Source organism: uncultured Maribacter sp., assembly GCF_947500405.1.
Lineage (GTDB): Bacteria > Bacteroidota > Bacteroidia > Flavobacteriales > Flavobacteriaceae > Maribacter_B.
The window spans coordinates 177,879-201,978 of sequence record NZ_CANMRY010000006.1 but is presented as its reverse complement, the minus strand read 5'-3'; the positions used below and the strand labels follow the sequence as shown (position 1 = coordinate 201,978).

Below are 24,100 nucleotides of genomic sequence, written 5' to 3'. Positions count from 1 at the left end.
ATAGTAATGTTATAATTTCGCCGTTATATTTCTAAATTGTTAAAATATAATATATTAAAATAGCTTTATGGAGGCAAAAATTAAAGGTTTTATGGATGAGGTTAAGGCAAGAAACGGCCATGAACCTGAGTTTATCCAAGCAGTACAAGAGGTAGCAGAAACTGTAATACCATACATTGCTAATAATGAAATTTATAATGGTAAAAACATTCTTTTAAGAATGGTAGAGCCAGAACGTTTAATATCGTTTAGAGTTGCATGGGTAGATGACCAAGGAGAGATACATGTAAACAGAGGATATCGTATACAAATGAACTCGGCAATTGGTCCTTATAAAGGAGGTTTACGTTTTCATCCTACAGTAAATGCAAGTATTCTTAAATTCTTAGCTTTTGAGCAAGTATTTAAAAACAGCTTAACTACGTTGCCAATGGGTGGTGGCAAAGGTGGTTCAGATTTTGACCCTAAAGGAAAGTCTGATGATGAGGTAATGCGTTTTTGCCATGCTTTTATGTTAGAGTTAAATAGACACATAGGACCTAATACTGATGTTCCAGCAGGAGATATTGGTGTAGGTGCAAGAGAAATAGGATTCCTTTTTGGAATGTATAAAAAAATAAGAAACGAGTTTACGGGAGTATTAACAGGAAAAGGTCTTTCTTGGGGAGGTTCTAAAATACGCCCAGAAGCAACAGGTTATGGTACTGTATATTTTGCACAAAGTATGTTAAAAACTAAAGGCCAAGAGATAAAAGGAAAAACAGTTGTTATTTCTGGTTCTGGTAATGTAGCGCAATTTGCTGCAGAAAAAGTATTTCAGTTAGGTGGTAAAGTGGTTACGCTTTCAGATTCTGCTGGTTATATTTATGATAAAGACGGTATAGATTCAGAGAAATTGGCGTTTGTTATGGATTTAAAGAATAACAAGCGTGCTCGTATTTCTGAGTATACTAAAAAATATAGCTCTGCAACATACCATGCGGGGGAAAAACCTTGGGGAGTTACATGTGATATTGCATTACCATGTGCAACGCAAAACGAGTTAAATGTAGACCAAGCAAAACAACTTATTGCTAATGGATGTATTTGTGTTGCAGAAGGAGCAAACATGCCTTCTACAGCAGATGCTATACATGCTTTTCATGATGCTAAAATACTTTTTGCTCCAGGAAAGGCTTCTAATGCTGGTGGTGTTGCAACTTCTGGATTAGAAATGTCTCAGAATTCTCTTAGAATTAGTTGGACAAGAGAAGAGGTAGATGAAAGATTAAAAGGTATTATGGAAGAAATTCATAATTCTTGTATTGAGTTTGGTAAAGAAGAAGATGGTTTTTGCAACTACGTAAAAGGAGCAAACATTGCAGGTTTTGTTAAGGTAGCAGATGCTATGTTAGCACAAGGAGTAATTTAAACCTAACTTTTAAATATAAAAATAAGGCTTTCCAGTTTCTGGGAAGCCTTTTTACTTTATTACAATTATCTTTGACAAGATTTAAAAACAAAAATGCAGGTTACTACCAAAGCCATAATTTTATCTTCCTTAAAATATGGAGATACAAGTTTAATTGTCAAAGCTTTTACAGCTTCAGACGGGCTTAAATCGTATTTGTTAAAAGGAGTGTTGGCAAGTAAAAAAGGAAAATTAAAGACCGCATATTTTCAGCCTTTAATGCAATTAGAAATAGTTGCTAATCATAGAAACAAAGGAACTTTAGAAAGTATAAGAGAGGCAAAAGTAAATTACCACTACCAAACACTACACTCCCAAATTGCAAAAAATGCAATGACTCTTTTTTTAGCAGAAATGCTTAGTCATAGTATACATGAAGAAGAGTGTAATGAAGACCTTTTCTCCTATATAGAAGTAATGTTACAGTGGTTAGATACCAATGATGAAATTGCAAATTTTCATTTATACTTTTTAATACAATTAACCAGATATTTAGGGATATATCCAGATACATCTAATAACCAAGCTCTGTATTTTGATTTGTTAGAAGGAGAGTTTATAAATAGCCCTTCATTAAACCCAATGATAGAAAATAAAAATTTAGATAATTTTAAAACTCTATTAGGCATAAAATTTGATGTAATACACACCATTAAGCTGCATAAAGAAAGTAGGCAAAATTTGTTAAAATCTTTAGTACTTTATTATGAATTACATTTACAAGGATTTAGAAAACCCAAGTCTCTAGCCATATTAAATGAAGTGTTTAATTAGGATGCAAAAAATAGTATTTTTTATAGTATTTCTATTTTTACAAATAGTTTCTGCGCAACAAATAACAGTTTTAGATGCAGAGACTAATTCTCCTATAGTTAATGTTGCAGTATACAATAACGATAAATCTAAAGCAACTATTACTAATTTAAATGGTACTTGCCGGTTAGATAATTTTGACTTAAAAGAAAAAATATTTTTTAAACACGTTAGTTATGATGTTTTTAAGAAAACAAAAAGGCAACTATTAAAACATAGCCATGAGGTTGTTATGGTTATGAAACCAAATGAGTTAGATGAGGTTGTTATGTCTATTTCTAAATGGGAACAACAAAAAAAAGATATTCCTAATAAAATTGCATCTATAGATGCTAAAAGTATTTCTTTTACTGCACCACAAACTTCGGCAGATGTACTGCAAAAAAGTGGTAAAGTATTTGTTCAAAAAAGTCAGTTAGGAGGGGGCAGCCCAATGATAAGGGGTTTTGCAACAAATAGGCTATTACTCTCTGTAGATGGTGTTCGTATGAATAATGCCATTTTTAGAGGAGGTAACGTTCAGAATGTTATTTCTATAGACCCATATACAATAAAAAATACAGAAATAATTTTTGGTCCAGGTTCTGTAATTTATGGCAGTGATGCTATTGGTGGTGTTATGAATTTTTACACAAAGAAAGCACAGTATTCTAGCACAGATAGCTTAGCTGTTTCTGGAAACGGTAATTATAGGTTTTCTTCTGTAAACATGGAGAGCACACTACATGCAGATATTAATTTAGGAAAAAAGAAATGGGCACTTTTAACTAGTGTAACGTATAGCAATTTTGATGATTTGTATATGGGTACTTCGGGACCAGATTCCTATCTAAGAAATAATTATGTAAAAAGAATTAATGATGCGGATGTGTTGGTACGCAACAATAACCCTAAAAAACAGGTTACAAGCGGTTATAGTCAAATTAATGTAATGCAAAAATTAGCATTTAAACCTAATAATAATTTAAAATTCCTTTTGGGAACCTATTATTCAGAAACATCAGATTATTCTAGGTATGATCGTTTAATAAGACCAACAACTAATGGAGAGGGGCTTCGTTATGGCGATTGGTATTATGGGCCTCAAAAGTGGTTTATGGCTAATTTTCAAATACAAAAAAAAGGAAATGGGAAATTTTATGATGGCTTAAAAATAACTACAGCATATCAGCATTTTGAAGAAAGTAGAAATAGTAGAAACTTTGGCGTATTAGATTTGGTTAGTACTAAAGAAAATGTAGATGCTTTATCTGCAAATATAGATTTTGAAAATAAAAAAATTGGAGACTTGCGTTTGTATTATGGAGGAGAATTTATTTTTAACAAAATATATTCCAATGGTACAGAAACAAATATTGAAACCAAAGAAACTAACAGAGCTGCATCTAGGTACCCTCATGGTGCAAGTTGGAAAACCGTTGCTGCATATGTTAATGGAGAATACAAGGCTAAGCCTAATTTTACAGTGTTATCTGGGTTACGATATAGTCATGTTTGGATAGATGCAGATTTTGAAACTACTTTTTACCCTTTTCCTTTTGATAATGAAAGACTTAGTACGGGGGCTTTAACAGGTAGTTTGGGGTTAAGCTGGTTTCCAAAGAAAAACTTGCAAGTAACTTTTAATGGTTCTACAGGTTTTAGATCCCCTAATATAGATGATGTTGGTAAGGTTTTTGATTCGGAACCAGGTTCTGTAGTAGTACCTAATCCAGATTTAGAGCCAGAATATGCTTATAATATAGAGCTGGGTGTCCATAAAAATATTAAAGATGTTTTAGTGTTAAAGGGAGCAGCATTTTATACTTATTTAGTAGATGCTCTGGTACGTAGAGACTTTGAATTTAATGACGCATCAGAGATAAATTATAATGGAGAATTAAGTAATGTTCAGGCAGTTCAAAATGCAGCTAAAGCTTATGTTTATGGATTTGAGTTTGGGCTAGATGCTTATATAAGTGAAAATTTTTCAATAAATAGTAATATAACATTTACAGAAGGTATAGAAGAAGAGGAAGATGGTACAGATACACCTGCAAGGCATGTTGCTCCAACTTTTGGAGATTTTCATGTTATATGGAAAAACCAAAAAATTAAGACAGATCTATATTTAAATTACAATGGAGAAATAGCGTATAATGATTTAGCAGCTTCAGAAAAAAGTAAAGATTATATATATGCTACAGACCTAGATGGTAATCCATACGCACCATCTTGGCACACTCTTAATTTTAGTTCTCAATATGCAATATCATCCGCATTAAAAACAACTTTAAGTGTAGAGAATATTACAAACCAGAGGTATAGAACGTATTCATCTGGTATAGTTGCTCCGGGAATAAATCTTATTCTTGGAATAGGATATAAATTTTAGGCATAAAAAAGGGCAAAACAATTAAGTTTCGCCCTTTTTTTAAAAGAATAAGTTCTTAGTGCTTTACAGCATCTTTAACTTTATCAGCAGCAGCTCCTGCAGCATCCTTAGCTTTGTCAGCAGCATCGTTTGCAGCATCTTTAGTTGCGTCAACAGCGTTACCTGCAGCGTCTTTAGCAGCATCAACTGCATTTCCAGCAGCATCTTTAGCAGAATCTACAGCGTTACCTGCAGCATCTTTTGCAGAGTCAACCGCATTTCCAGCAGCATCAACAGCGCTATCAGCAGCATCTTTAGTTGCATCAACAGCGTTACCTGCAGCTTCTCCAGCAGCATCAGCAGCATCTCCAGCAGCGTCAGCAGCAGCTTCTGTAGCGTCTTTAGCTTTATCAGCAGCTTCTCTACATGATACAAATGATACACTTAATGCAACCATTAAAATTGATCCTAAAATTACTTTTTTCATTGTGAATGTTTTTAGTGTTTAAATATGTTTTCAACGCAAAGATATACGTAATAAATCGATTTTTGGATGTCTTAATGTAAGAAATAGGGCTTTAACAAGTATATTGGTTGTGTATAAAGGCCTATTATTCAATCTAAATTTATAATTTTGCAGCCTTAATTTAAAGGTAGAGCACTGAGATTATGAAGTTTGCGGGATACAACAATTTAGACTTGCCAAAAGTGGCAGAAGAAATTCTTAAATACTGGAAGGAACAAGATATTTTTGATAAAAGTGTTTCTTCTAGAGAAGGAAAACCAAGCTATGTTTTTTATGAAGGACCTCCTTCTGCAAACGGTATGCCTGGCATACACCATGTAATGGCTCGTACTATTAAGGATATTTTTCCAAGGTATAAAACCATGAAAGGTTTTCAAGTAAAAAGAAAAGCTGGTTGGGATACGCATGGTTTACCTATTGAGTTAGGTGTAGAGAAAGAATTAGGGATTACCAAAGAAGATATTGGTAAAAAAATATCTGTAGAAGAGTATAATGCTGCTTGTAAAAAGGCAGTAATGCGTTATACAGATGTTTGGAATGAAATGACCGAAAAAGTTGGGTACTGGGTAGATATGGAAGACCCATATATTACGTACAAATCCAAATACATGGAGTCGGTTTGGTGGTTATTAAAGCAAATTTATAATAAAGACCTTATCTATAAAGGGTATACTATACAACCATACTCTCCAAAAGCTGGTACTGGTCTTAGTTCACATGAGTTAAATCAGCCTGGAACCTATCAAGATGTAACAGATACTACAGTAACAGCACAATTTAAAGCAATAGAAGATACTTTGCCAGAGTTTTTACAAAACGAAGGGGATATATACTTTTTAGCTTGGACAACAACGCCTTGGACTTTACCAAGTAATACAGCTTTAACAGTAGGTTCTAAAATAGACTATGTATTAGTAGAAACGTATAACCAATATACGTTTAAACCTATGAATGTAATTTTAGCCAAGAACTTGGTTAGTAAACAATTTGCAGGAAAATATAATGCAGTAGAAACAAAACCAGAACTATTAGAATATACATCTGGGGATAAAAAAATACCATATTACATTGTAAAAGAGTTTAAAGGGAAAGACCTTATAGGTATAAAGTATGAACAACTTATAGATTTTGTACAACCTTACCAAAATCCAGAAAATGCCTTTAGAGTAATTTCTGGAGATTTTGTTACCACAGAAGATGGTACAGGTATAGTACATACAGCACCTACTTTTGGAGCAGATGATGCTTTGGTTGCAAAACAAGCTGAACCAGAAATACCTCCAATGCTGGTTTTAGATGAGAACGGAAATCCAGTTCCTTTAGTAGATTTACAAGGTAAGTTTAGACCAGAATTAAAAGAATGGGGTGGTAAGTATGTTAAGAATGAGTATTATAATGATGGGGAAGCTCCAGAACGCTCTATAGATGTAGAAATAGCAATTCGTTTAAAAGAAGAAAATAAAGCCTTTAAGGTAGAAAAGTATGTGCATAGTTACCCAAATTGCTGGCGTACAGATAAACCTATATTGTATTATCCGTTAGATTCTTGGTTTATTAAAGTGACAGATGTAAAGGATAAAATGTTTCAATTAAATCAGACCATTAATTGGAAACCTAAATCTACAGGAGAAGGTAGGTTTGGTAACTGGTTAGCAAACGCCAATGATTGGAATCTTTCTAGGTCTAGATATTGGGGAATACCACTTCCTATTTGGAGAACAGAGGATGGTAAAGAAGAAATTATTATTGGTTCTGTAGCAGAATTAAAAGAAGAAATGGCTAAAGCATTACAAGCGGGTGTTTTAGAGAAAGATATTTTTGAAGATTTTGTTGTGGGAGACATGAGCGAAGAAAACTATGAGAAAATAGATTTACATAAAAATATTGTAGATCAAATTACTTTAGTTTCAGTATCAGGAAAACCAATGAAAAGAGAAAGCGATCTTATTGATGTTTGGTTTGATAGTGGTTCTATGCCTTATGCACAATGGCATTATCCTTTTGAAAATAAGGATTTAATTGATAAAGGAGAGACATTCCCGGCAGATTTTATAGCCGAAGGAGTAGACCAAACCAGAGGTTGGTTTTATACACTACATGCAATTGCATCTATGGTTTTTGATTCCGTAGCCTACAAAAATGTAGTATCTAATGGTTTAGTACTAGATAAAGACGGTAAAAAAATGTCTAAGCGTTTAGGTAACGCAGTAGATCCATTTACAACTATGGATGCGCATGGACCAGATGCAACGCGTTGGTATATGATATCTAATGCAAACCCTTGGGATAACTTAAAGTTTGATATTGAGGGTATTGCAGAAGTAAAAAGAAAATTTTTTGGAACCTTATATAACACCTATTCTTTCTTTGCATTATATGCTAATCTAGACGATTTTAAATTTGCAGAGGATGAAATTCCACTAAAAGAAAGACCAGAAATAGATCGTTGGATTTTATCAGAATTACACTCCTTAATAAAAAAGGTAGATGAAGCGTATGCAGAATATGAGCCAACAAAAGCAACAAGAGCTATTTCAGATTATGTACAAGAATATTTAAGTAACTGGTATGTAAGATTATGTAGAAGACGTTTTTGGAAAGGGGAATATGAGCAAGATAAAATATCTGCATATCAAACTCTTTATACATGCTTAGTAACTATTGCAAAATTATCGGCGCCTGTAGCCCCATTTTTTATGGATAGGCTTTATAAAGATTTAACAAATACTACGCAAAAAGATGCTGCTGAAAGTGTACATTTAGCAGATTTTCCAAAATATGATAGAGCTATTATTGATGCTGATTTGGAAAGTAAAATGGAAAAAGCGCAAACTATTTCTTCTTTAGTTTTATCTATAAGACAAAAAGAGAAAATAAAAGTAAGGCAGCCATTGCAAAAGATAATAGTTCCAGTTTTAGATAAAAAACAGAAGCAGGAGATAGAAGCTGTTGCAGACTTAATAAAGTCTGAGGTTAATGTAAAGGAAATAGAATTATTAGATGATGCCTCTGGCATTTTGGTAAAACAGATTAAGCCTAATTTTAAGGTTTTAGGGCCTAAATATGGTAAAGAGATGAAGCAAATTGCGCAAGCTGTAGCAGGTCTTAATCAAGAAGATATCCAGAAAATTGAGCAGGATGGCGAATTATCTATAAACATAGAAAATAAAAGTATTATTTTACAGTTACAGGATGTAGAGATTTCTTCTCAAGATATTGAAGGTTGGTTAGTGGCAACATCAGGTAAACTTACCGTTGCTTTAGATGTTACTATTAATGAGGAGTTAAAAAAAGAAGGAATTGCTAGAGAATTAGTAAACCGTATTCAAAATATTAGAAAAGAATCTGGTTTTGAAGTTACAGACAAAATTGATATTAAAATATTAAAAGACGGTATTGTAGAAGAAGCAGTTGCTGGAAATATAGATTATATTAAGACGGAAACATTAACTGCAGATTTGCATTTTGAAGAAAAATTAGAAAGTGGCACGGAAGTAACTTTTGACCAAGTGAACACAAAATTGTTTATTGCAAAACATTAATATTATGGCAGAAGAATTAAAAGTAAGGTATTCAGATAAAGACCTAGCAGAGTTTAAAACTCTTATAGAAGAAAAAATAGAGAAAGCAAAAAGCCATTTAGAATTACTTAAGAGTTCTTATATGAATGATGGTAATAATGGTACAGATGACACTTCGCCAACCTTTAAAGCTTTCGAAGAAGGTTCGCAAACTATGAGTAAAGAAGCTAATACGCAATTAGCTATTCGACAAGAAAAATTTATTCGTGATTTAAAAAATGCTGTTCTTCGTATAGAAAATAAGACATATGGTATTTGTAGAGTTACTGGTAAGCTTATAAACAAAGAGCGTCTTAAATTAGTACCACACGCAACACTTAGTATTGAAGCTAAGAATATGCAAAAATAATAGTAAACGCCCTTTTAGGGCGTTCTTTATAACTAAGCATGAAAAAGTTTATTTTCCCCCTTTTGCTTTTTTGTTCCTTTATTGGTATAAGTCAGAAAGTAGTAAAGAAATCCATATTAAATAGTGCTATTTCTACTATAGAAATAGATGCTACCAATTGTTATGAAATAGAGGTTGTAACAACAAATGATAACGAAGTAATTTTAGAGGCTTTGATTGATGGAGAGTATCAAAAAAATTTACTTTTAAATGTTAGCGAAAGAGACTCTTCTATTGGTATAAAAACAGAATTTCAACCTGTTTTTGTTAGTCCAAACGATAAATTAAGCGCTCATAAAGTAGTCTCCATAGCTTTAAAAATTATACTTCCTAAAGATAAAGACGTTTTATTGTTAGGGACAAACACCAATATAGTAGCATCTGGCACTTATAAAAGCTTAAGAGTGTCCTTAGAAGAAGGTATATGTAACCTATCTACTATAACAGGAGATGTTTTTGTTACAACTAAAAGTGGAGATATAATAGTTAAAAATGAACAAGGTAAATTTATTGCCTATAGTAAATACGGAAAAATTAAAAAAGATGATTTTCCAGAGGGAGAAACCCTTTTTAATTTGACAACTATTACAGGAAATATCTTGTTAAATAAAGTAAAATAATATGTCTATTTTTGCCGTCTATAAATAAGATTATGAATTTAAAAAAGTCATTACTACTAATTTTCACTTTACTTTTAATAGATCAGATTAGTAAAATTTATATAAAAACAAATTTTGTTTTAGGAGAGTCTGTTGAGGTTTTTAGTTGGTTTAAAGTACTTTTTATAGAAAATGAAGGTGCAGCGTGGGGAGCTAAACTAAGTGATATTCTACCAGTTTCAGATGCTACTGGGAAACTTATTTTAACTGTCTTTAGGCTTTTTGCAATTACGGGTATTGGTTATTGGTTATATGATGTAATAAGAAAAGGAGCTTCTAATACACTAATAATTGCCGTTTCTTGTATTTTTTCTGGCGCTTTAGGAAATATTTTAGATTCCTTGTTTTACGGAGTAATTTTTAATGATAGTTACAATCAAGTAGCAACTTTATTCTCTAATGAACCTTATGGAGGCTTTTTTTACGGAAAAGTGGTAGATATGCTTTATTTTCCAATGGTAAATACTACTTTACCAGAATGGATTCCTTATTTTGGAGGGGATAATTTTCGATTTTTTGAGCCTGTTTTTAATATTGCAGATACTGCAATTAGTACAGGGGTAGGCATTTTATTAGTTTTTAACAAAAAAGCTTTTGGAGAAAACGCAGAAGAAAATAAAAAAGAAGAAGAGTAGTTTTTCTTGAAATTACTCGATAGTAGAGATTTATTTACTTAAAAATATATGTTTTTTTTGGTGTAACGCAATAGTCTAGTGGAATGTCATTTTCATATACATCCGTAATTTGTTCTTCAGCTTCAAAAAGAGAAAGACCTATTTTTAGAACTTCAGGTTTGCAGTTATTTAAAAAATTATCATAATACCCTTTTCCATAGCCTACTCTATTCCCTTTTTTATCAAAAGCTAAGAGAGGAACAAATACAGCATCAATAAAAGAAGGTTCTACTTTAATACCGTCTATAGGCTCAGGAACTCCCCATTTATTTTTCTTTAATGTAGTATTGTCTGTGAGTAAATAGTTTTCTAACGCGTAACCTTTTATCATTTTAGGGATTATAACATTCTTGTCTTTTCCTTGTAAAATAGATAAAATAAAATTAGTGTCTATTTCACTTTTTCTATCAATAGATAAAAAAATATGGTAGTTAGTATAACTCCATATAGGTAAGGCTAATAAGTTATTAGAAATAGTTAAGCTTTCACTTTGTAAAGACTGTGTAGAATATTGAAGTCTTTTACCTAAATACAAGGCTCGTAAATCTTTTTTCAACATGTATTAAGGCTGATTTTAAGTTTACGTAGAGTACTTATGAGTAATATTATTCTTTTATAGAAGATGCGTAAAACACCTTAAAAAATAACATTAATATTAAGTACGTTCCTAAAGTAATTATGTAGCTGTCCATGTGTTTCGGGTTTATATGATGTTTTAAATATATGTAAAAAAAATGATATAAAACCCATGAAATGCACTTTTATATCGATGAAATGCACATTTTAACAAAAATAATTTACATAAAAGAAAGATTTATTTAAAATTAAAATGTAATTTTTACATTTAAAAAATTGATAATCAATTCATTACAAAGAAATTATCTTAAAAAGGCATAAGAAAAAACTTTTTCTTGCAAAAACTGTTTTTAACATTTTATACGATTTTACACTTAAAAAATAACAATATAAAAATATTGACCTTCGTAAATCAAGAATTTGATAATATTAATAACTTGGTTTTACTAAATAGGACAGAGTTAAAAAAAGTTGAAATAGATAGTTATTATTTAAAAAACATAGTAATTTAACCATACTTTATAAAAGGCCAATAATCTTGTTATTTCATGTCTCATATTCCCATAAAAATACAATTAAGTACAATTCCTAAAAGTCCTGGGGTGTATCAATTTTATGATGAGGAAGACAAAATATTATATATAGGTAAGGCAAAAAATTTAAAAAAGAGAGTGTCTTCGTATTTTAATAAGAAACATGATAATGGTAAGACTAAAGTATTAGTAAAAAAAATAAGGAGTATAAAGCATATAGTTGTATCTACAGAATCGGATGCTCTTTTGTTAGAAAATAATTTAATTAAAAAATATAGACCTAGGTATAATGTTTTGTTGAAAGATGACAAAACCTACCCGTGGATTTGTATTAAAAATGAACGATTTCCCAGGATATTTAGTACAAGGAGATTAATAAAAGATGGGTCTGCTTACTTTGGACCTTATACAAGTACTTTCACAGTAAAGACCCTATTAGATCTAATTAAAAGTGTATATCCGCTTCGTACTTGTAACTATAACCTTTCTAAAGAAAAAATTGAGGCAGGAAAATATAAAGTGTGTTTAGAATACCATTTAGGAAATTGCAAGGGACCATGTGAAGGACATCAATCTTTAGAGGATTATAACCAGCAAATAACAGATATTAAAGAAATTCTTAAAGGTAATTTTAAAACATCATTGCATTATTTTAAAAGTCAAATGGCAGAAATGGCTAAGGAAATGCGATATGAAGAGGCGCAAGCAATAAAAGAAAAGATTGAAGTTTTAGAAAACTACCAATCTAAGTCTACGGTGGTAAATCCTAAGATTAATAATGTAGATGTATTTTCTATAATTTCTGATGAAGCTTTTGCTTATGTAAACTTCTTACAACTTTCTCATGGAGCAATTATTAGATCGCACACTATGGAGCTTAAGAAAAAACTAAATGAGACTGATGCCGAGCTTTTGCTTTTAGCTATCATAGAAATAAGACAACGTTTTAATTTAGTTACAAGAGAACTTTATTTGCCTTTTAAAATAGAAGTTGCGCCAGAATTAAAGATTACAGTGCCAAAATTAGGAGACAAAAAAAGGATACTAGAGCTATCAGAGCGCAATGCTAAATATTATAGAAAAGAACGTTTTAATCAAATAAAAATAATTGACCCAGATAGGCACACAAATAGATTAATGGGCCAAATGAAAAAAGACATTCGCCTTTCTGAAGAGCCCAGACATATAGAATGTTTTGACAATAGTAATATTCAGGGAACGCACCCAGTTGCTGCATGTGTAGTTTTTAAAAATGGTAAACCGTCTAAAAAAGACTACAGACATTATAATATTAAAACAGTAGATGGGCCAGATGATTTTGGTTCTATGGAAGAGGTTGTTTATAGGCGATATAAAAGATTAGTTTCAGAAGGAGAATCTCTGCCGCAATTAATAGTTATAGATGGTGGTAAAGGACAACTATCTTCTGCATTAAAAAGTTTAGACTTGTTAGGCTTAAGAGGAAAAATTGCAATTATAGGAATAGCAAAAAGATTAGAGGAGATTTATTTTCCAGAAGATCCAATACCTTTATATTTAGATAAGAAATCTGAAAGTTTAAAAATTATTCAACAACTAAGAAATGAAGCCCATAGGTTTGGAATTACGTTTCATAGAAATAAAAGAAGTAAGGCCGCAATAAACTCTGAGTTAGAAAGTATAGAAGGTATAGGCAAAAAAACAATAGAAGAATTATTAAAACAATTTAAATCGGTAAAAAGAGTAAAAGAAGCATCATTAGAAAAGTTAACAGAAAACGTTGGTTTTTCTAAAGCAAAAAAAATATTTGAAGCTTTTAATACAAAACAATAATCTAATATAGTATGCCCAAATTACTAATAACAATAGCAGCAATATTATTTACTTTTTTTGTAAATGCGCAGAACTTAGCAGTACAAAAAGATGTAAAAGTAGGTCTGGTTTTAAGTGGTGGTGGAGCAAAAGGGATGGCCCATATTGGTGCGTTAAAAATTATTGAAGAAGCAGGAGTGCATGTAGATTATGTAAGCGGTACAAGTATGGGAGCAATTGTTGGTGCATTATATGCCTCTGGTTATTCTGCTACTGAGTTAGACTCTATTTTTAGAAATATAGATTTTGGGAGCTTTATTCAAGATAATTTACCAAGAAGTGCAAAAACATTTTACGAAAAAGAAGATTCTGAGCGTTATATTTTAACATTACCATTTAATAAATTTAAGATAACAATTCCTGCTGCATATTCTGGAGGACAAAATATTTATAATGAGTTGGTACGCCTATTGTACCATGTAAAAGATATTAATGATTTTAAAAAATTACCAAAACCATTTGTATGTATTGCAACAAATGTAGAAACGGGAGAAGAAGTAATTTTAGATAAAGGATATTTGCCTGAAGCAATAATGGCTAGTGGTACACTCCCTTCCCTTTTTGAACCAACAAGAATAGGAGATAAAACTTTAATAGATGGTGGTATTGTAAATAACTACCCAATAGATCAAGTAAAAAAATTAGGGGCAAATGTTGTAATTGGTGTAGATGTACAACACGGTTTATCTAGCAAAGAAAAACTTATTTCTGCTACAGAGATTTTGTCACAGATAAATAATTTTAGAGTAGCTACAGACATGAAAAAAAAATCTGAAGAGACCACTATTTATATAAAGCCAAAAATAGAAGAGTATTCTGTGTTAGATTTTAATGAAGGAGATGCAATTATAAAAACCGGAGAAACCGCTGCAATTCAAAAATATTCGGAATTAAAAACAATTGCATTTAATCAAAAAATTAGAAAAAAAGGTATTTCTAAAACAACTATAAAGGATACATTAATAATTAGTAGATTAATTATTGATGGTAATAATAATTATTCTAGAGGATATGTAAAAGGGAAGTTAAGGTTCTCTTTAGGTAAGGAAATTACCTTTGCAGACTTACAAAAAGGAATTTTAAATTTATCGGCAACAGGAAACTTTCAAACAAATAGATATAAACTTTTAGAAAATGGCATTGGAGAAGACCTCATTTTAAATTTAGAAGAAAAGAAGACAAAAACCTTTATTCGTTTAGGAGCTCATTATGACGATCTGTATAAAAGTGCAGCAATAATTAACCTTACAAGAAAGAATTTTTTAACAAGAGATGATGTAGCTTCTTTTGACTTTATTTTGGGAGATAATGTGCGTTATAATATGCAGTATTATATAGATAAAGGTAGTTATTGGAGTTTTGGGGTTAACTCTAGGTTCAATGCTTTTGAAGAAGAAATAGATTTTAGTCTAGTAAATGAAAATTACGATATTCCTGGTATAACTAATGTTAATAGGATTAATTTAGATGTAACAGATTTAACAAACCAAATATATGTACAAACAGTCTTAAAAGACGAATTAGCGTTTACATTAGGTGTGGAACATAAATTTATAAAATATAGCTCTAGAACTCTCGCAAGTATAGATAGTACCGCAAATTCTAAAGATAGAAGAACCTTTTTTGAAAAAAGCACTTTTTTAAGCGCCTATAGCCAATTAACGTATGATACTTATGACAATAAATATTTTCCTAAAAAAGGAGTGTATTTTAATGGCGATTTTCATTTTTACCCTTGGTCATCAGATTATAACAACAATTTTAAAGAATTTTCAATATCTAAAGCAAAAATAGGAGTAGCTATTCCTATAATTAAAAACGTAGCCCTAAATATAGAAACAGAAGGAGGCTTTAAACTGGGTACATCTAAAGTATCAACTTTCGATTTTGTTTTAGGAGGTTTTGGAGCTAGTACTATTAATAATTTTATTCCTTTTATTGGGTACGATTTTTTAAGCTTGCCAGGAAATAGTTTTGTAAAAGCTTATGCAAAATTAGACTATGAATTTGCGGCTAAAAATCATTTTATGTTTGCATGTAATTATTCTAATGTCGAGGATGATATTTTTAGAACAGGAGAATGGTTTACAGCACCAAATTTTTCTGGCTATGGTATAGGGTATGGTTTAGATTCTTTTATAGGTCCTATTCAATTAATGTATTCTTGGTCTCCAGAAGTAAAAAAGAGTAATCTATTTATAAGTGTAGGATACTGGTTTTAACAACCCTTTTTTCTTAAAAAAAATATAAAATAATAGGCTAAATACCAATAAGTGTTAATGTAATAGTTAAAGTAAGTTAAAGCTTGCTGTTATAGAAGTAGTATATACTACATTTGTATAACATAAGGGGTGGTTCCCTTATAACTTTAAGTATTGGTTTTTCATAATTTAAAGTTTGGTTGGTTATTTAGGAAAAGCCCAGTTTTAAAACTGGGCTTTTTTTATACAATACTTTGGAACAAATTTTGTTTAAGTAATTGTTACTAACACACATTTATTACTACTAATTAGTAATTTTAATGTTTTAAAAAACTATTAGGTTATGAAAAAAATTATATTCTTATTTTTCTTATTCATAAGTTTATTTAGTAGCGCGCAAAATCAAAAATCTTCATTTAAATCAGGAGAGTGGCTTAAATTTCGAATGCACTATGGTTTTTTAAATGCTAGTTACGCAACCTTACAAGTTAAAAATAGTACTATAAATAATAAACCAGTATACCATGTTGTAGCTCATGGAAAAACTACAGGTTTTGCAAGTGTATTTTTTAAAGTGGATGATACCTATGAAAGCTATTTTGATAAAAAAGATGGAAAGCCATACCGTTTTGTTCGCAAAATTAATGAAGGAGGTTATAAGAAAGATGTTGAGATAAATTTTGATTATAAGAAAGATAAGGCTTTATTAAACGATAAAAAGAACAAGAAAAAGCTTAATTTTGACCTTCAAGATAGTATACAAGATTTAATATCTGCTTTTTATTACCTTAGAAACAATTACAATGTTCAAGATTTAGTAAAAGGAGAAGCAATTACATTAAAAATGTTGTTTGATGATGATGGTGTTTTTAATTTTAAATTAAAGTATCTTGGAAAAGAAGTGGTTAAGACAAAATACGGAAAGGTAGAGTGCCTAAAATTTAGACCTTTAGTACAGTCAGGAAGAATATTTAAAGAGCAAGAAAGTTTATCTCTTTGGGTGTCCAATGATGATAATAGAATACCAATAAGAATAAAAGCAGACATAGCAGTTGGTTCTATAAAGGCAGATTTAGATGGGTATAATGGTCTTAAACATCAGTTTAAAATAATAATGGACTAACTTAATAATGGAGAATAACGAGCAGATAGAGTCTCAAATAAAAAAATTACAAGAAAAATATAAAGATTCTGGCCAAGATCTTAGCGCTTATTTAGATGGTTTGCTTTACCAACGTTATTTAACTTATTGGGATTATATACATTTAGATACACTTTTAAGTTTACAGGTTCCCAAAACATATTTCCCTGATGAAGAGATTTTTATAATGTATCATCAGATTACAGAATTATATTTTAAATTAATACTACACGAACAAAAACAATTGGTGGACGATAAGTCTCTAAGCGTTTCTTTTTTTATTGATAAGGCTAATAGAATAAATAATTATTATAAAGCCTTAATATCATCCTTTAGTATCATGATTAAAGGAATGGAAAGAGAGCAATTTTTAAAATACAGAATGGCATTATTGCCAGCGAGTGGTTTTCAATCTGCACAATATAGGATGATAGAGCTTTATGCAACTCCAATGCATAATTTAGTACATCATACACAAAGAGAGCTTTTTTCTTCAGAAAATACTATAGAAGAATTGTATGAATCTATATATTGGAAAAAAGGAGCAATAGACAAAGAAACCGGAGAAAAGACATTAACCTTAAAACAGTTTGAGTACAGGTATACTCCACGCTTAATAAGAATAGCAAAACAAGTTCATAACAGTACTATATATGATAAATACTTGCAGCTTTCTAAAGAAGACCAAAACAATAACGAGCTGGTTAAAGCGTTAAAAACGTTAGATTTAAATGCAAATGTAAATTGGCCATTAATGCATATGGGATCTGCACATAGGTATTTACATAAGGAGAAAGAAGCCATAGATGCAACTGGAGGAACAAATTGGAAAAAATATTTACCACCAAGTTTTCAAAAAGTAATATTTTTTCCAGAAATATATACAGAACAAGAAATAATAGATTGGGGAAGAGAATGGGTAAACCATATTTTTAATCCAGATAATAATAAAGAGTAATAATGCGTAAATATTGGGGCACAATAATAGCATTGGTTTTACTGTCTGCTTGTAAAAACAATGAAATAAAAAAAACTACTGTTGCGGTACAAAAACCTAAGCAAGAAGAAAAGGTAATTACGAAACAGTACGGCTTTAATTTAGATAATTTTAAAGTACATAAAGACACAGTTAAAAATGGCGATAGCTTTGGAGAATTAATGCTTAAAAACCATGTAGAGTATCCTAAAATCGCAAAAATTTCAGAAGATTATAAAGACACTTTTGATGTTCGTAAAATACGAGTAGGAAAACCTTACGTAATATTAAAAGCAAAAGATACAACGGAAACAGCACAAGTTTTTATTTACGAAAATGATGCTATAAATTATACAGTAGTAGATTTAAGAGACAGTATAATAGCTTATAAAGATAAAAAAGAAGTAAAATACATAGAAAGAGAAGCTTCTGGGGTAATAGAAACATCCTTGTCTGAAGCCATTTTAGATCAAGGGATAGATTATAATGTAACAAACAATTTATCAGAAGTTTATGCGTGGACAATAGACTTTTTTAGACTTCAAAAAGGAGATAAATTCAAAGTAATATATAAAGAAAAGTATATTAATGATTCTATTTATGCAGGAGCCGGGCCAATTGAATCCGCTTTTTTTGAACATAATGGCAAACCAATTTATGCTTTTGCTTATGAAAATGACTCTTTAAAAAACATTGTAGATTATTTTGATGAAAATGCAAATAACTTAAGAAGAACCTTTTTAAGAGCTCCAGTAAAATTTAGTCGTATATCTTCAAGGTATAATTTAAAAAGAAGAATAAAATATTACGGTTACAAACTAAGACCGCATAAAGGAACAGATTATGCTGCAGCCATTGGAACACCAATTATTGCTACAGCAGACGGTACTGTTACAGAATCTACCAGAAGAGGGGGTAATGGGAAATATGTTAAAATAAGACATAATGGTACTTATTCTACACAATATTTACACATGAAAAACCAAAATGTTAAAAAGGGAGAGTTTGTAAGGCAAGGAGATGTTATTGGATGGATTGGTATGACGGGAAATACGGGAGGGCCTCATGTATGTTATCGTTTTTGGAAAAATGGAAGACAAGTAGATCCACTTAAAGAAAAATTACCACAAGCAGAACCTTTAGCAGAATCTTTAAGGGAAGATTATTATAATTTCATAAACCCTAAAAGACAACAATTAGATAGTATTAATTTTCCAGAGAAAATAGAAGAAGAACTAGTAACACTTAATTAAAACAATGCCACTACAAAACACTAATCCAACAACAACAAAAGCTTGGACTAAATTAGAGGAGCACTTTAGTACTACAAAAGAAACTACTTTAAAAGAGTTATTTAGTAGAGACCCTAAAAGAGCAGAAAAATTCACTCTAAATTGGGAAGATTTTTTAGTAGATTTTTCTAAGAATAGAATTTCTAAAGAAACTATAGATTTATTAGTAGAATTGGCTAATGAATTAGAGTTAAAAGATGCAATAAATAAATACTTTACGGGAGATGTAATTAATGAAACCGAAGGTAGAGCAGTGTTACATACAGCGCTAAGAGCTAAAAAAGAAGATACTGTTTTAGTAAACGGAAAAAATATTATACCAGAAGTATATGAAGTAAATGAGCATATTAAAGAATTTACTAAGACTATAATATCTGGGGAAGCAAAAGGGTATACAGGAAAATCTTTTACAGATGTTGTAAATATTGGTATTGGAGGTTCGGATCTTGGACCGGCAATGGTAACTGAAGCTCTAAAGTTTTACAAAAACCATTTAAAATTACACTTTGTTAGTAATGTAGATGGGGATCATGTTCGTGAAGTGTTAAGAGATTTAAACCCAGAAACAACACTTTTTGTAATAGTATCTAAAACATTTACAACGCAAGAAACATTGAGTAATGCAACAACCATAAAAAAATGGTTTTTAGAACATGCTACTCAAGAAGATATAGCAAAACATTTTGCAGCCGTTTCTACAAATGCAGAAAAAATTGCTGAATTTGGAATATCTAGTGCTAATGTTTTTCCTATGTGGGATTGGGTTGGTGGCCGTTTTTCTCTTTGGAGTGCTGTAGGTTTGTCAATAGCATTAGCTGTAGGCTATGATAATTTTGATGCTTTATTACAAGGGGCAAACTCTATGGATAAACATTTTAAAGAAGAAGACTTTAACACTAATATTCCGGTAGTTTTAGCACTTCTTAGTGTTTGGTATAATAACTTTTATGGTGCAGAAACCGAAACAATAATACCTTATACACAGTATTTAAGTAGATTCTCTGCCTATTTACAACAAGGTATAATGGAAAGTAATGGTAAAAGTGTAGACCGTAATGGAGTAACAACTAAATACCAAACAGGAACAATAATTTGGGGAGAGCCTGGAACAAATTCGCAACATGCCTTTTTTCAATTAATACACCAAGGTACTAAGCTAATTCCAGCAGATTTTATAGGGTTTAAAGAGTCTTTGTATGGAGAAACAGATCACCATAATAAATTAATGGCTAATTTCTTTGCACAGACAGAGGCTTTAATGAACGGAAAGAAGAAAGAACAAGTAGATTCAGAATTAAAAGCTAAAAACCTATCAGAAGAAGAGATTGAGAAATTATCTCCATTTAAAGTGTTTGAAGGTAATAAACCAACAAACACACTATTAATAGATAAGTTAACTCCTAAGTCTCTAGGAGCACTTATAGCAATGTATGAGCATAAAATATTTGTACAAGGCGTAATCTGGAATATTTTCAGCTATGATCAATGGGGAGTAGAACTTGGAAAACAATTAGCTGGTACCATTCTAAAAGATATTAATGGTTCAGAAATTGCTAATCATGATGCATCAACATTACAATTACTTCAAAAATTTAAGAGATAATTTTCTTTATTAGTAAAATTCTATAAAGGCTTGTAACTTATAAGGTTATAAGCCTTTTTTATTGCTAATTGTATGTTAAATTTGGGTTGACTAATTTAACATTGTCTTAATGTGTTGTTAAAAAAAATGCGACACTTTTGCACAATAATGAAAATAACAAACATTAGAAAAATGAAAAAAATGTACTTCGCACTAGCAGCTTTTTTAATTACTGCTATTGCATTTTCACAAGGAACTATAACGGGTTCTGTAATTGACGGGGAAACAAATAGTCCATTACCAGGCGCAAATGTTATGGTAAAAGGAACAACTAATGGAACAGTAACTGATTTTGATGGTAACTTTTCAATAAATGTTTCAGAAGGTTCAGGAAGCTTAGTAATTTCATATATAGGATTTATAAGCAAAACAGTAGCCTATACATCAGAAGGAAGCTTAGGTTCAATTACATTACAACCAAATGCAGAAGAGTTAGAAGGTGTTGTGGTAGTTGGTACAGGAGTAATTGATTTAGTAAAAGAAAGAAAAACTCCAGTAGCTGCGTCTACTATAAAAGGCTCAGAAATTCAATTAAAATTAGGAAACTTAGAATTTCCTGAAATTTTAAATTCTACACCTTCAGTTTATGCAACTAAAACAGGTGGTGGTTACGGTGATGGAACTTTAAGAGTTAGAGGTTTTGGACAAGTCAACACATCAGTTATCATAAATGGTCAGCCAGTTAATGATATGGAGAATGGTAGAGTTTTTTGGTCTAATTGGCAGGGTCTTTCAGATATTTCTTCGGGTCTTCAAATTCAAAGAGGTTTAGGAGCTTCTAAATTGGCTGTACCCTCTGTTGGAGGTACAATTACTGTAGTTACTAAATCTACAGATAAAAATGAAGGAGGTATGTTATTAACTTCAGTTGCTAATGACGGTTATATAAAAACAGTTGCGGGTTATGATACAGGTGTTAATGACAAAGGATGGGCATCTAGTATCTTATTGGGAAGGTGGCAAGGAGATGGTTACGTAGATGGTACAGAAGGAGAAGGATACACGTATTTATTTTCATTAGGTTATAAACCATCAGAACAACATGCCTTTAATTTTACTTTTACAGGTTCTGCACAATGGCATAATCAAAGAACAACTAGGTTATCTATAAGAGATTATCAAAATTTTGGAGGTGATGATTTTAGAAAATTTAATGCTGATTGGGGTCTTAAGGATGGTAAAGAATATAATTTCAGAAGAAATTTTTATAACAAACCAATAGGGACTTTAAACTGGGATTGGAATATTAATGAAAAATTATCATTATCAACATCTGTATATGGTTCTTGGGGACGTGGAGGAGGAACTGGTGCTAGAGGAAGAAACTTTGGTATTAATCCATTTAGAAAAGATTTAACGGAAGCTATTGCGGATGGTAATTTACCTTTTAGAAATGATAATGGTACTATAGATTTTGATGCTGTTGTTGCTAATAATAGAGCAGGGCTACCTTATGCAGAAGGGAATTCTAATTATGCAGGAGCTATTATTGGTACTAATACTAGTATTTCTCCAAACAATACAATCAATGAAAATACAGCTGTAAGAAGAGCTTCTGTAAATTCTCATAACTGGTATGGAGCAATATCTAATCTTAAGTATGAATCTAATAAATGGACTTTTGGAGCTGGTATTGATTTAAGAACATATACAGGATTTCATTATAGAGTATTAAATGATTTGTTAGGCCTAGATGGTTATTGGAGTACTGGTGATAGAAATTTAGTAGATGGTAAAATTATTACAGAAACTATAAAAGCGTCACCATTTAATGATACAGGTTTAAATGGAAATAGTAAAATTAACTATTATAATGTAGGTGAAGTTAAATGGGCAGGTTTTAATGGGATTGTAGAGTATAGTGATGACGAGCATTTGTCAGCAGTTTTACAAGCAGGTATTTCAAATCAATCGTATAAGAGAATTGATTATTTCGCAAGTGTTAATAATGTAACAAGTGATAAAGAAAATAAAGTTGGAGGATATTTAAAAGGTGGTATAAACTATAATATAGATGAAAAACATAATGTATTTTTTAATGCCGGGAGAATAGAAAGACAGCCTTTCTTTGATGCTATTTTTCCTAATTTTGCTAATGATATTAATGAAGATGCAGAGAACGAACAAATTACTTCTTTTGAATTAGGATATGGTTTTAAATCATCATTTTTAGATGTGTCTTTAAACTTATATAACACTACTTGGGATAATCGTTTTCTTTCACAAACTATTAGAGGAGCAGATCAGGTAGATGATGGTACAGGTACATTTGCAGGGATTAAGCAAGTGCATTCTGGTGTTGAATTAGAATTTACTGCTCGCCCTCTTAACGGCTTAAGGATAGAAGGTATGTTAAGTGTTGGTAACTGGGAGTATAAAGATAATGTTACTGCAAGCGTATTTGATAGTAATCAAAATTTAGTAGATTCTGCAACATTATTTGTAGATGGTGCTAAGGTTGGTGATGCTGCGCAAACTACAGCTACATTAGGAGCAAATTATAATGTAACTGATAGATTTTATCTTAATTTAGATTGGAGATATGCATCAGATTTATATGCTGATTTCTCTTTTCAACTAGATACAAGAGAGTGGGCAAATGATGCTCAATTCTTATCAGAAGATAACAGAGGGGCTTTAGAATTACCTAGTTATAATTTATTTGATTTAGGTGCTGGATATACGTTTGATTTGCATGAAAACCAAACACTTAGATTAAGTGCTAATGTAAATAATGTTTTAGATACTGAATATATTGCAGAAGGTAGCTCTAGTATTTATACAGATGATATAGCGCCAGAAGTAAACCCAGCTACGACAGTGTCAACTTATAAAGGTATAGATACAAGAAACCAAGTTTGGTTTGGTTTTGGAAGAACATGGAATGTAAGTTTGCGTTACAAATTCTAAAAAGAAAAGAAGAATAATTTTTTAAAACCCTGCTCTATGCAGGGTTTTTTTATGCTTAAAATTCACTATTTTTATCAAAATAATTGATGACTATGGAAATTATAAAAACCCTTCATTCTTCTTTGGCCTATGTTGCGTTGGCGGTATTATTCTTAGCAGTAGCAAATGCTATTATTGGTTTAGTTGGAAATAAGGTATTTACTATGACTAAAGATTTACGTATTAGCCTATTTGCTATGATTTTATGTCATATTCAATTACTAGTAGGACTTATTCTTTATTTTGTGTCTGCAAATGGTTTAAATGCAATTAAAGAGCTTGGTATGGGAGGTTTAAACTCTGCAGCAAGACTTTTAGCTGTAGAACACCCTTTTATTAATATAATTGCTTTGGTTTTAATAACAATTGGTTGGTCTCGTCACAAGAAATTTGTTGAGGGTAACAAAAAATTTAAAAGTATTGCAATGTTTTATGGTATTGGCTTAATACTTATTTTAAGTAGAATTCCATGGGGGCAATGGTTTGCATAAATAA

At 31.1% G+C, this 24,100-nt stretch carries 17 protein-coding genes; 15 read left to right on the top strand and 2 right to left on the bottom strand.

Annotated features, from left to right (window positions below):
• Positions 1–67 precede the first annotated feature (67 nt).
• The 3 genes from gdhA (at position 68) to Q0945_RS10320 (ending at position 4,637) form a co-directional block, all read left to right on the top strand.
• Positions 68–1,411: an NADP-specific glutamate dehydrogenase gene (gene gdhA / locus Q0945_RS10330; RefSeq protein WP_299434234.1), complete on the top strand. Its 1,344-nt coding sequence runs from the start codon at positions 68–70 to the stop codon at positions 1,409–1,411.
• Positions 1,412–1,504: 93 nt separating this feature from the next.
• On the top strand, positions 1,505–2,224 hold the full coding sequence (gene recO / locus Q0945_RS10325; protein WP_299434232.1) for a DNA repair protein RecO: 720 nt from the start codon (positions 1,505–1,507) through the stop codon (positions 2,222–2,224).
• A 1-nt stretch (position 2,225) separates the two neighbouring features.
• The gene (locus tag Q0945_RS10320) at positions 2,226–4,637 is read left to right on the top strand and encodes a TonB-dependent receptor (protein WP_299434230.1); all 2,412 of its coding nucleotides are present in this window, start codon (positions 2,226–2,228) and stop codon (positions 4,635–4,637) included.
• Positions 4,638–4,692: 55 nt separating this feature from the next.
• Here Q0945_RS10320 and Q0945_RS10315 read toward each other — a convergent pair whose 3' ends face one another.
• Positions 4,693–5,103, bottom strand: coding sequence for a hypothetical protein (locus tag Q0945_RS10315; RefSeq protein WP_299434228.1), 411 nt, complete (start codon positions 5,101–5,103; stop codon positions 4,693–4,695).
• Between the two features lie 182 nt (positions 5,104–5,285).
• Here Q0945_RS10315 and ileS point away from each other — a divergent pair, with 182 nt between their 5' ends.
• Genes ileS through Q0945_RS10295 form a run of 4 tightly spaced genes read left to right on the top strand, consistent with a single transcriptional unit; the run spans position 5,286 to position 10,405 of the window.
• Positions 5,286–8,684: an isoleucine--tRNA ligase gene (gene ileS, locus Q0945_RS10310; RefSeq protein ID WP_299434226.1), complete on the top strand. Its 3,399-nt coding sequence runs from the start codon at positions 5,286–5,288 to the stop codon at positions 8,682–8,684.
• 4 nt (positions 8,685–8,688) lie between these two features.
• Positions 8,689–9,072: a TraR/DksA C4-type zinc finger protein gene (locus Q0945_RS10305; RefSeq protein WP_298487973.1), complete on the top strand. Its 384-nt coding sequence runs from the start codon at positions 8,689–8,691 to the stop codon at positions 9,070–9,072.
• A gap of 38 nt (positions 9,073–9,110) precedes the next feature.
• Positions 9,111–9,731, top strand: a complete 621-nt coding sequence (locus Q0945_RS10300) for a hypothetical protein (protein ID WP_299434224.1) — start codon at positions 9,111–9,113, stop codon at positions 9,729–9,731.
• Positions 9,732–9,763: 32 nt separating this feature from the next.
• Positions 9,764–10,405 (top strand): lipoprotein signal peptidase, encoded by a 642-nt coding sequence (locus Q0945_RS10295; RefSeq protein WP_299434222.1) that lies wholly within the window; start codon positions 9,764–9,766, stop codon positions 10,403–10,405.
• Positions 10,406–10,439: 34 nt separating this feature from the next.
• Here the strand turns inward: Q0945_RS10295 and Q0945_RS10290 are convergent, their stop codons facing one another.
• A complete protein-coding gene (locus tag Q0945_RS10290) occupies positions 10,440–11,003 on the bottom strand; it encodes a 5-formyltetrahydrofolate cyclo-ligase (protein ID WP_299434220.1) in 564 nt (187 codons plus the stop codon).
• A 565-nt stretch (positions 11,004–11,568) separates the two neighbouring features.
• Here Q0945_RS10290 and uvrC point away from each other — a divergent pair.
• The 8 genes from uvrC (at position 11,569) to Q0945_RS10250 (ending at position 24,096) form a co-directional block, all read left to right on the top strand.
• Complete coding sequence (uvrC, locus tag Q0945_RS10285) at positions 11,569–13,365, top strand: excinuclease ABC subunit UvrC (RefSeq protein WP_299434218.1); 1,797 nt, start codon at positions 11,569–11,571, stop codon at positions 13,363–13,365.
• Between the two features lie 11 nt (positions 13,366–13,376).
• The gene (locus Q0945_RS10280; protein ID WP_299434216.1) at positions 13,377–15,626 is read left to right on the top strand and encodes a patatin-like phospholipase family protein; all 2,250 of its coding nucleotides are present in this window, start codon (positions 13,377–13,379) and stop codon (positions 15,624–15,626) included.
• Between the two features lie 322 nt (positions 15,627–15,948).
• Positions 15,949–16,728, top strand: a complete 780-nt coding sequence (locus Q0945_RS10275) for a DUF3108 domain-containing protein (protein ID WP_299434214.1) — start codon at positions 15,949–15,951, stop codon at positions 16,726–16,728.
• A 7-nt stretch (positions 16,729–16,735) separates the two neighbouring features.
• Positions 16,736–17,704, top strand: coding sequence for a tryptophan 2,3-dioxygenase family protein (locus Q0945_RS10270; protein ID WP_299434212.1), 969 nt, complete (start codon positions 16,736–16,738; stop codon positions 17,702–17,704).
• Positions 17,705–17,706: 2 nt separating this feature from the next.
• Entirely contained in the window at positions 17,707–18,975 is a 1,269-nt protein-coding gene (locus tag Q0945_RS10265) for a peptidoglycan DD-metalloendopeptidase family protein (protein ID WP_299434210.1), read from the top strand.
• 4 nt (positions 18,976–18,979) lie between these two features.
• Positions 18,980–20,617, top strand: coding sequence for a glucose-6-phosphate isomerase (gene pgi / locus Q0945_RS10260; RefSeq protein ID WP_299434208.1), 1,638 nt, complete (start codon positions 18,980–18,982; stop codon positions 20,615–20,617).
• Between the two features lie 171 nt (positions 20,618–20,788).
• Positions 20,789–23,566, top strand: coding sequence for a TonB-dependent receptor (locus tag Q0945_RS10255; RefSeq protein ID WP_299434206.1), 2,778 nt, complete (start codon positions 20,789–20,791; stop codon positions 23,564–23,566).
• A gap of 92 nt (positions 23,567–23,658) precedes the next feature.
• Positions 23,659–24,096 carry a hypothetical protein gene (locus tag Q0945_RS10250; RefSeq protein ID WP_298487963.1) on the top strand — a complete coding sequence of 146 codons (438 nt, stop codon included), beginning with the start codon at positions 23,659–23,661 and terminating at the stop codon, positions 24,094–24,096.
• The last annotated feature ends 4 nt before the right edge of the window (positions 24,097–24,100 follow it).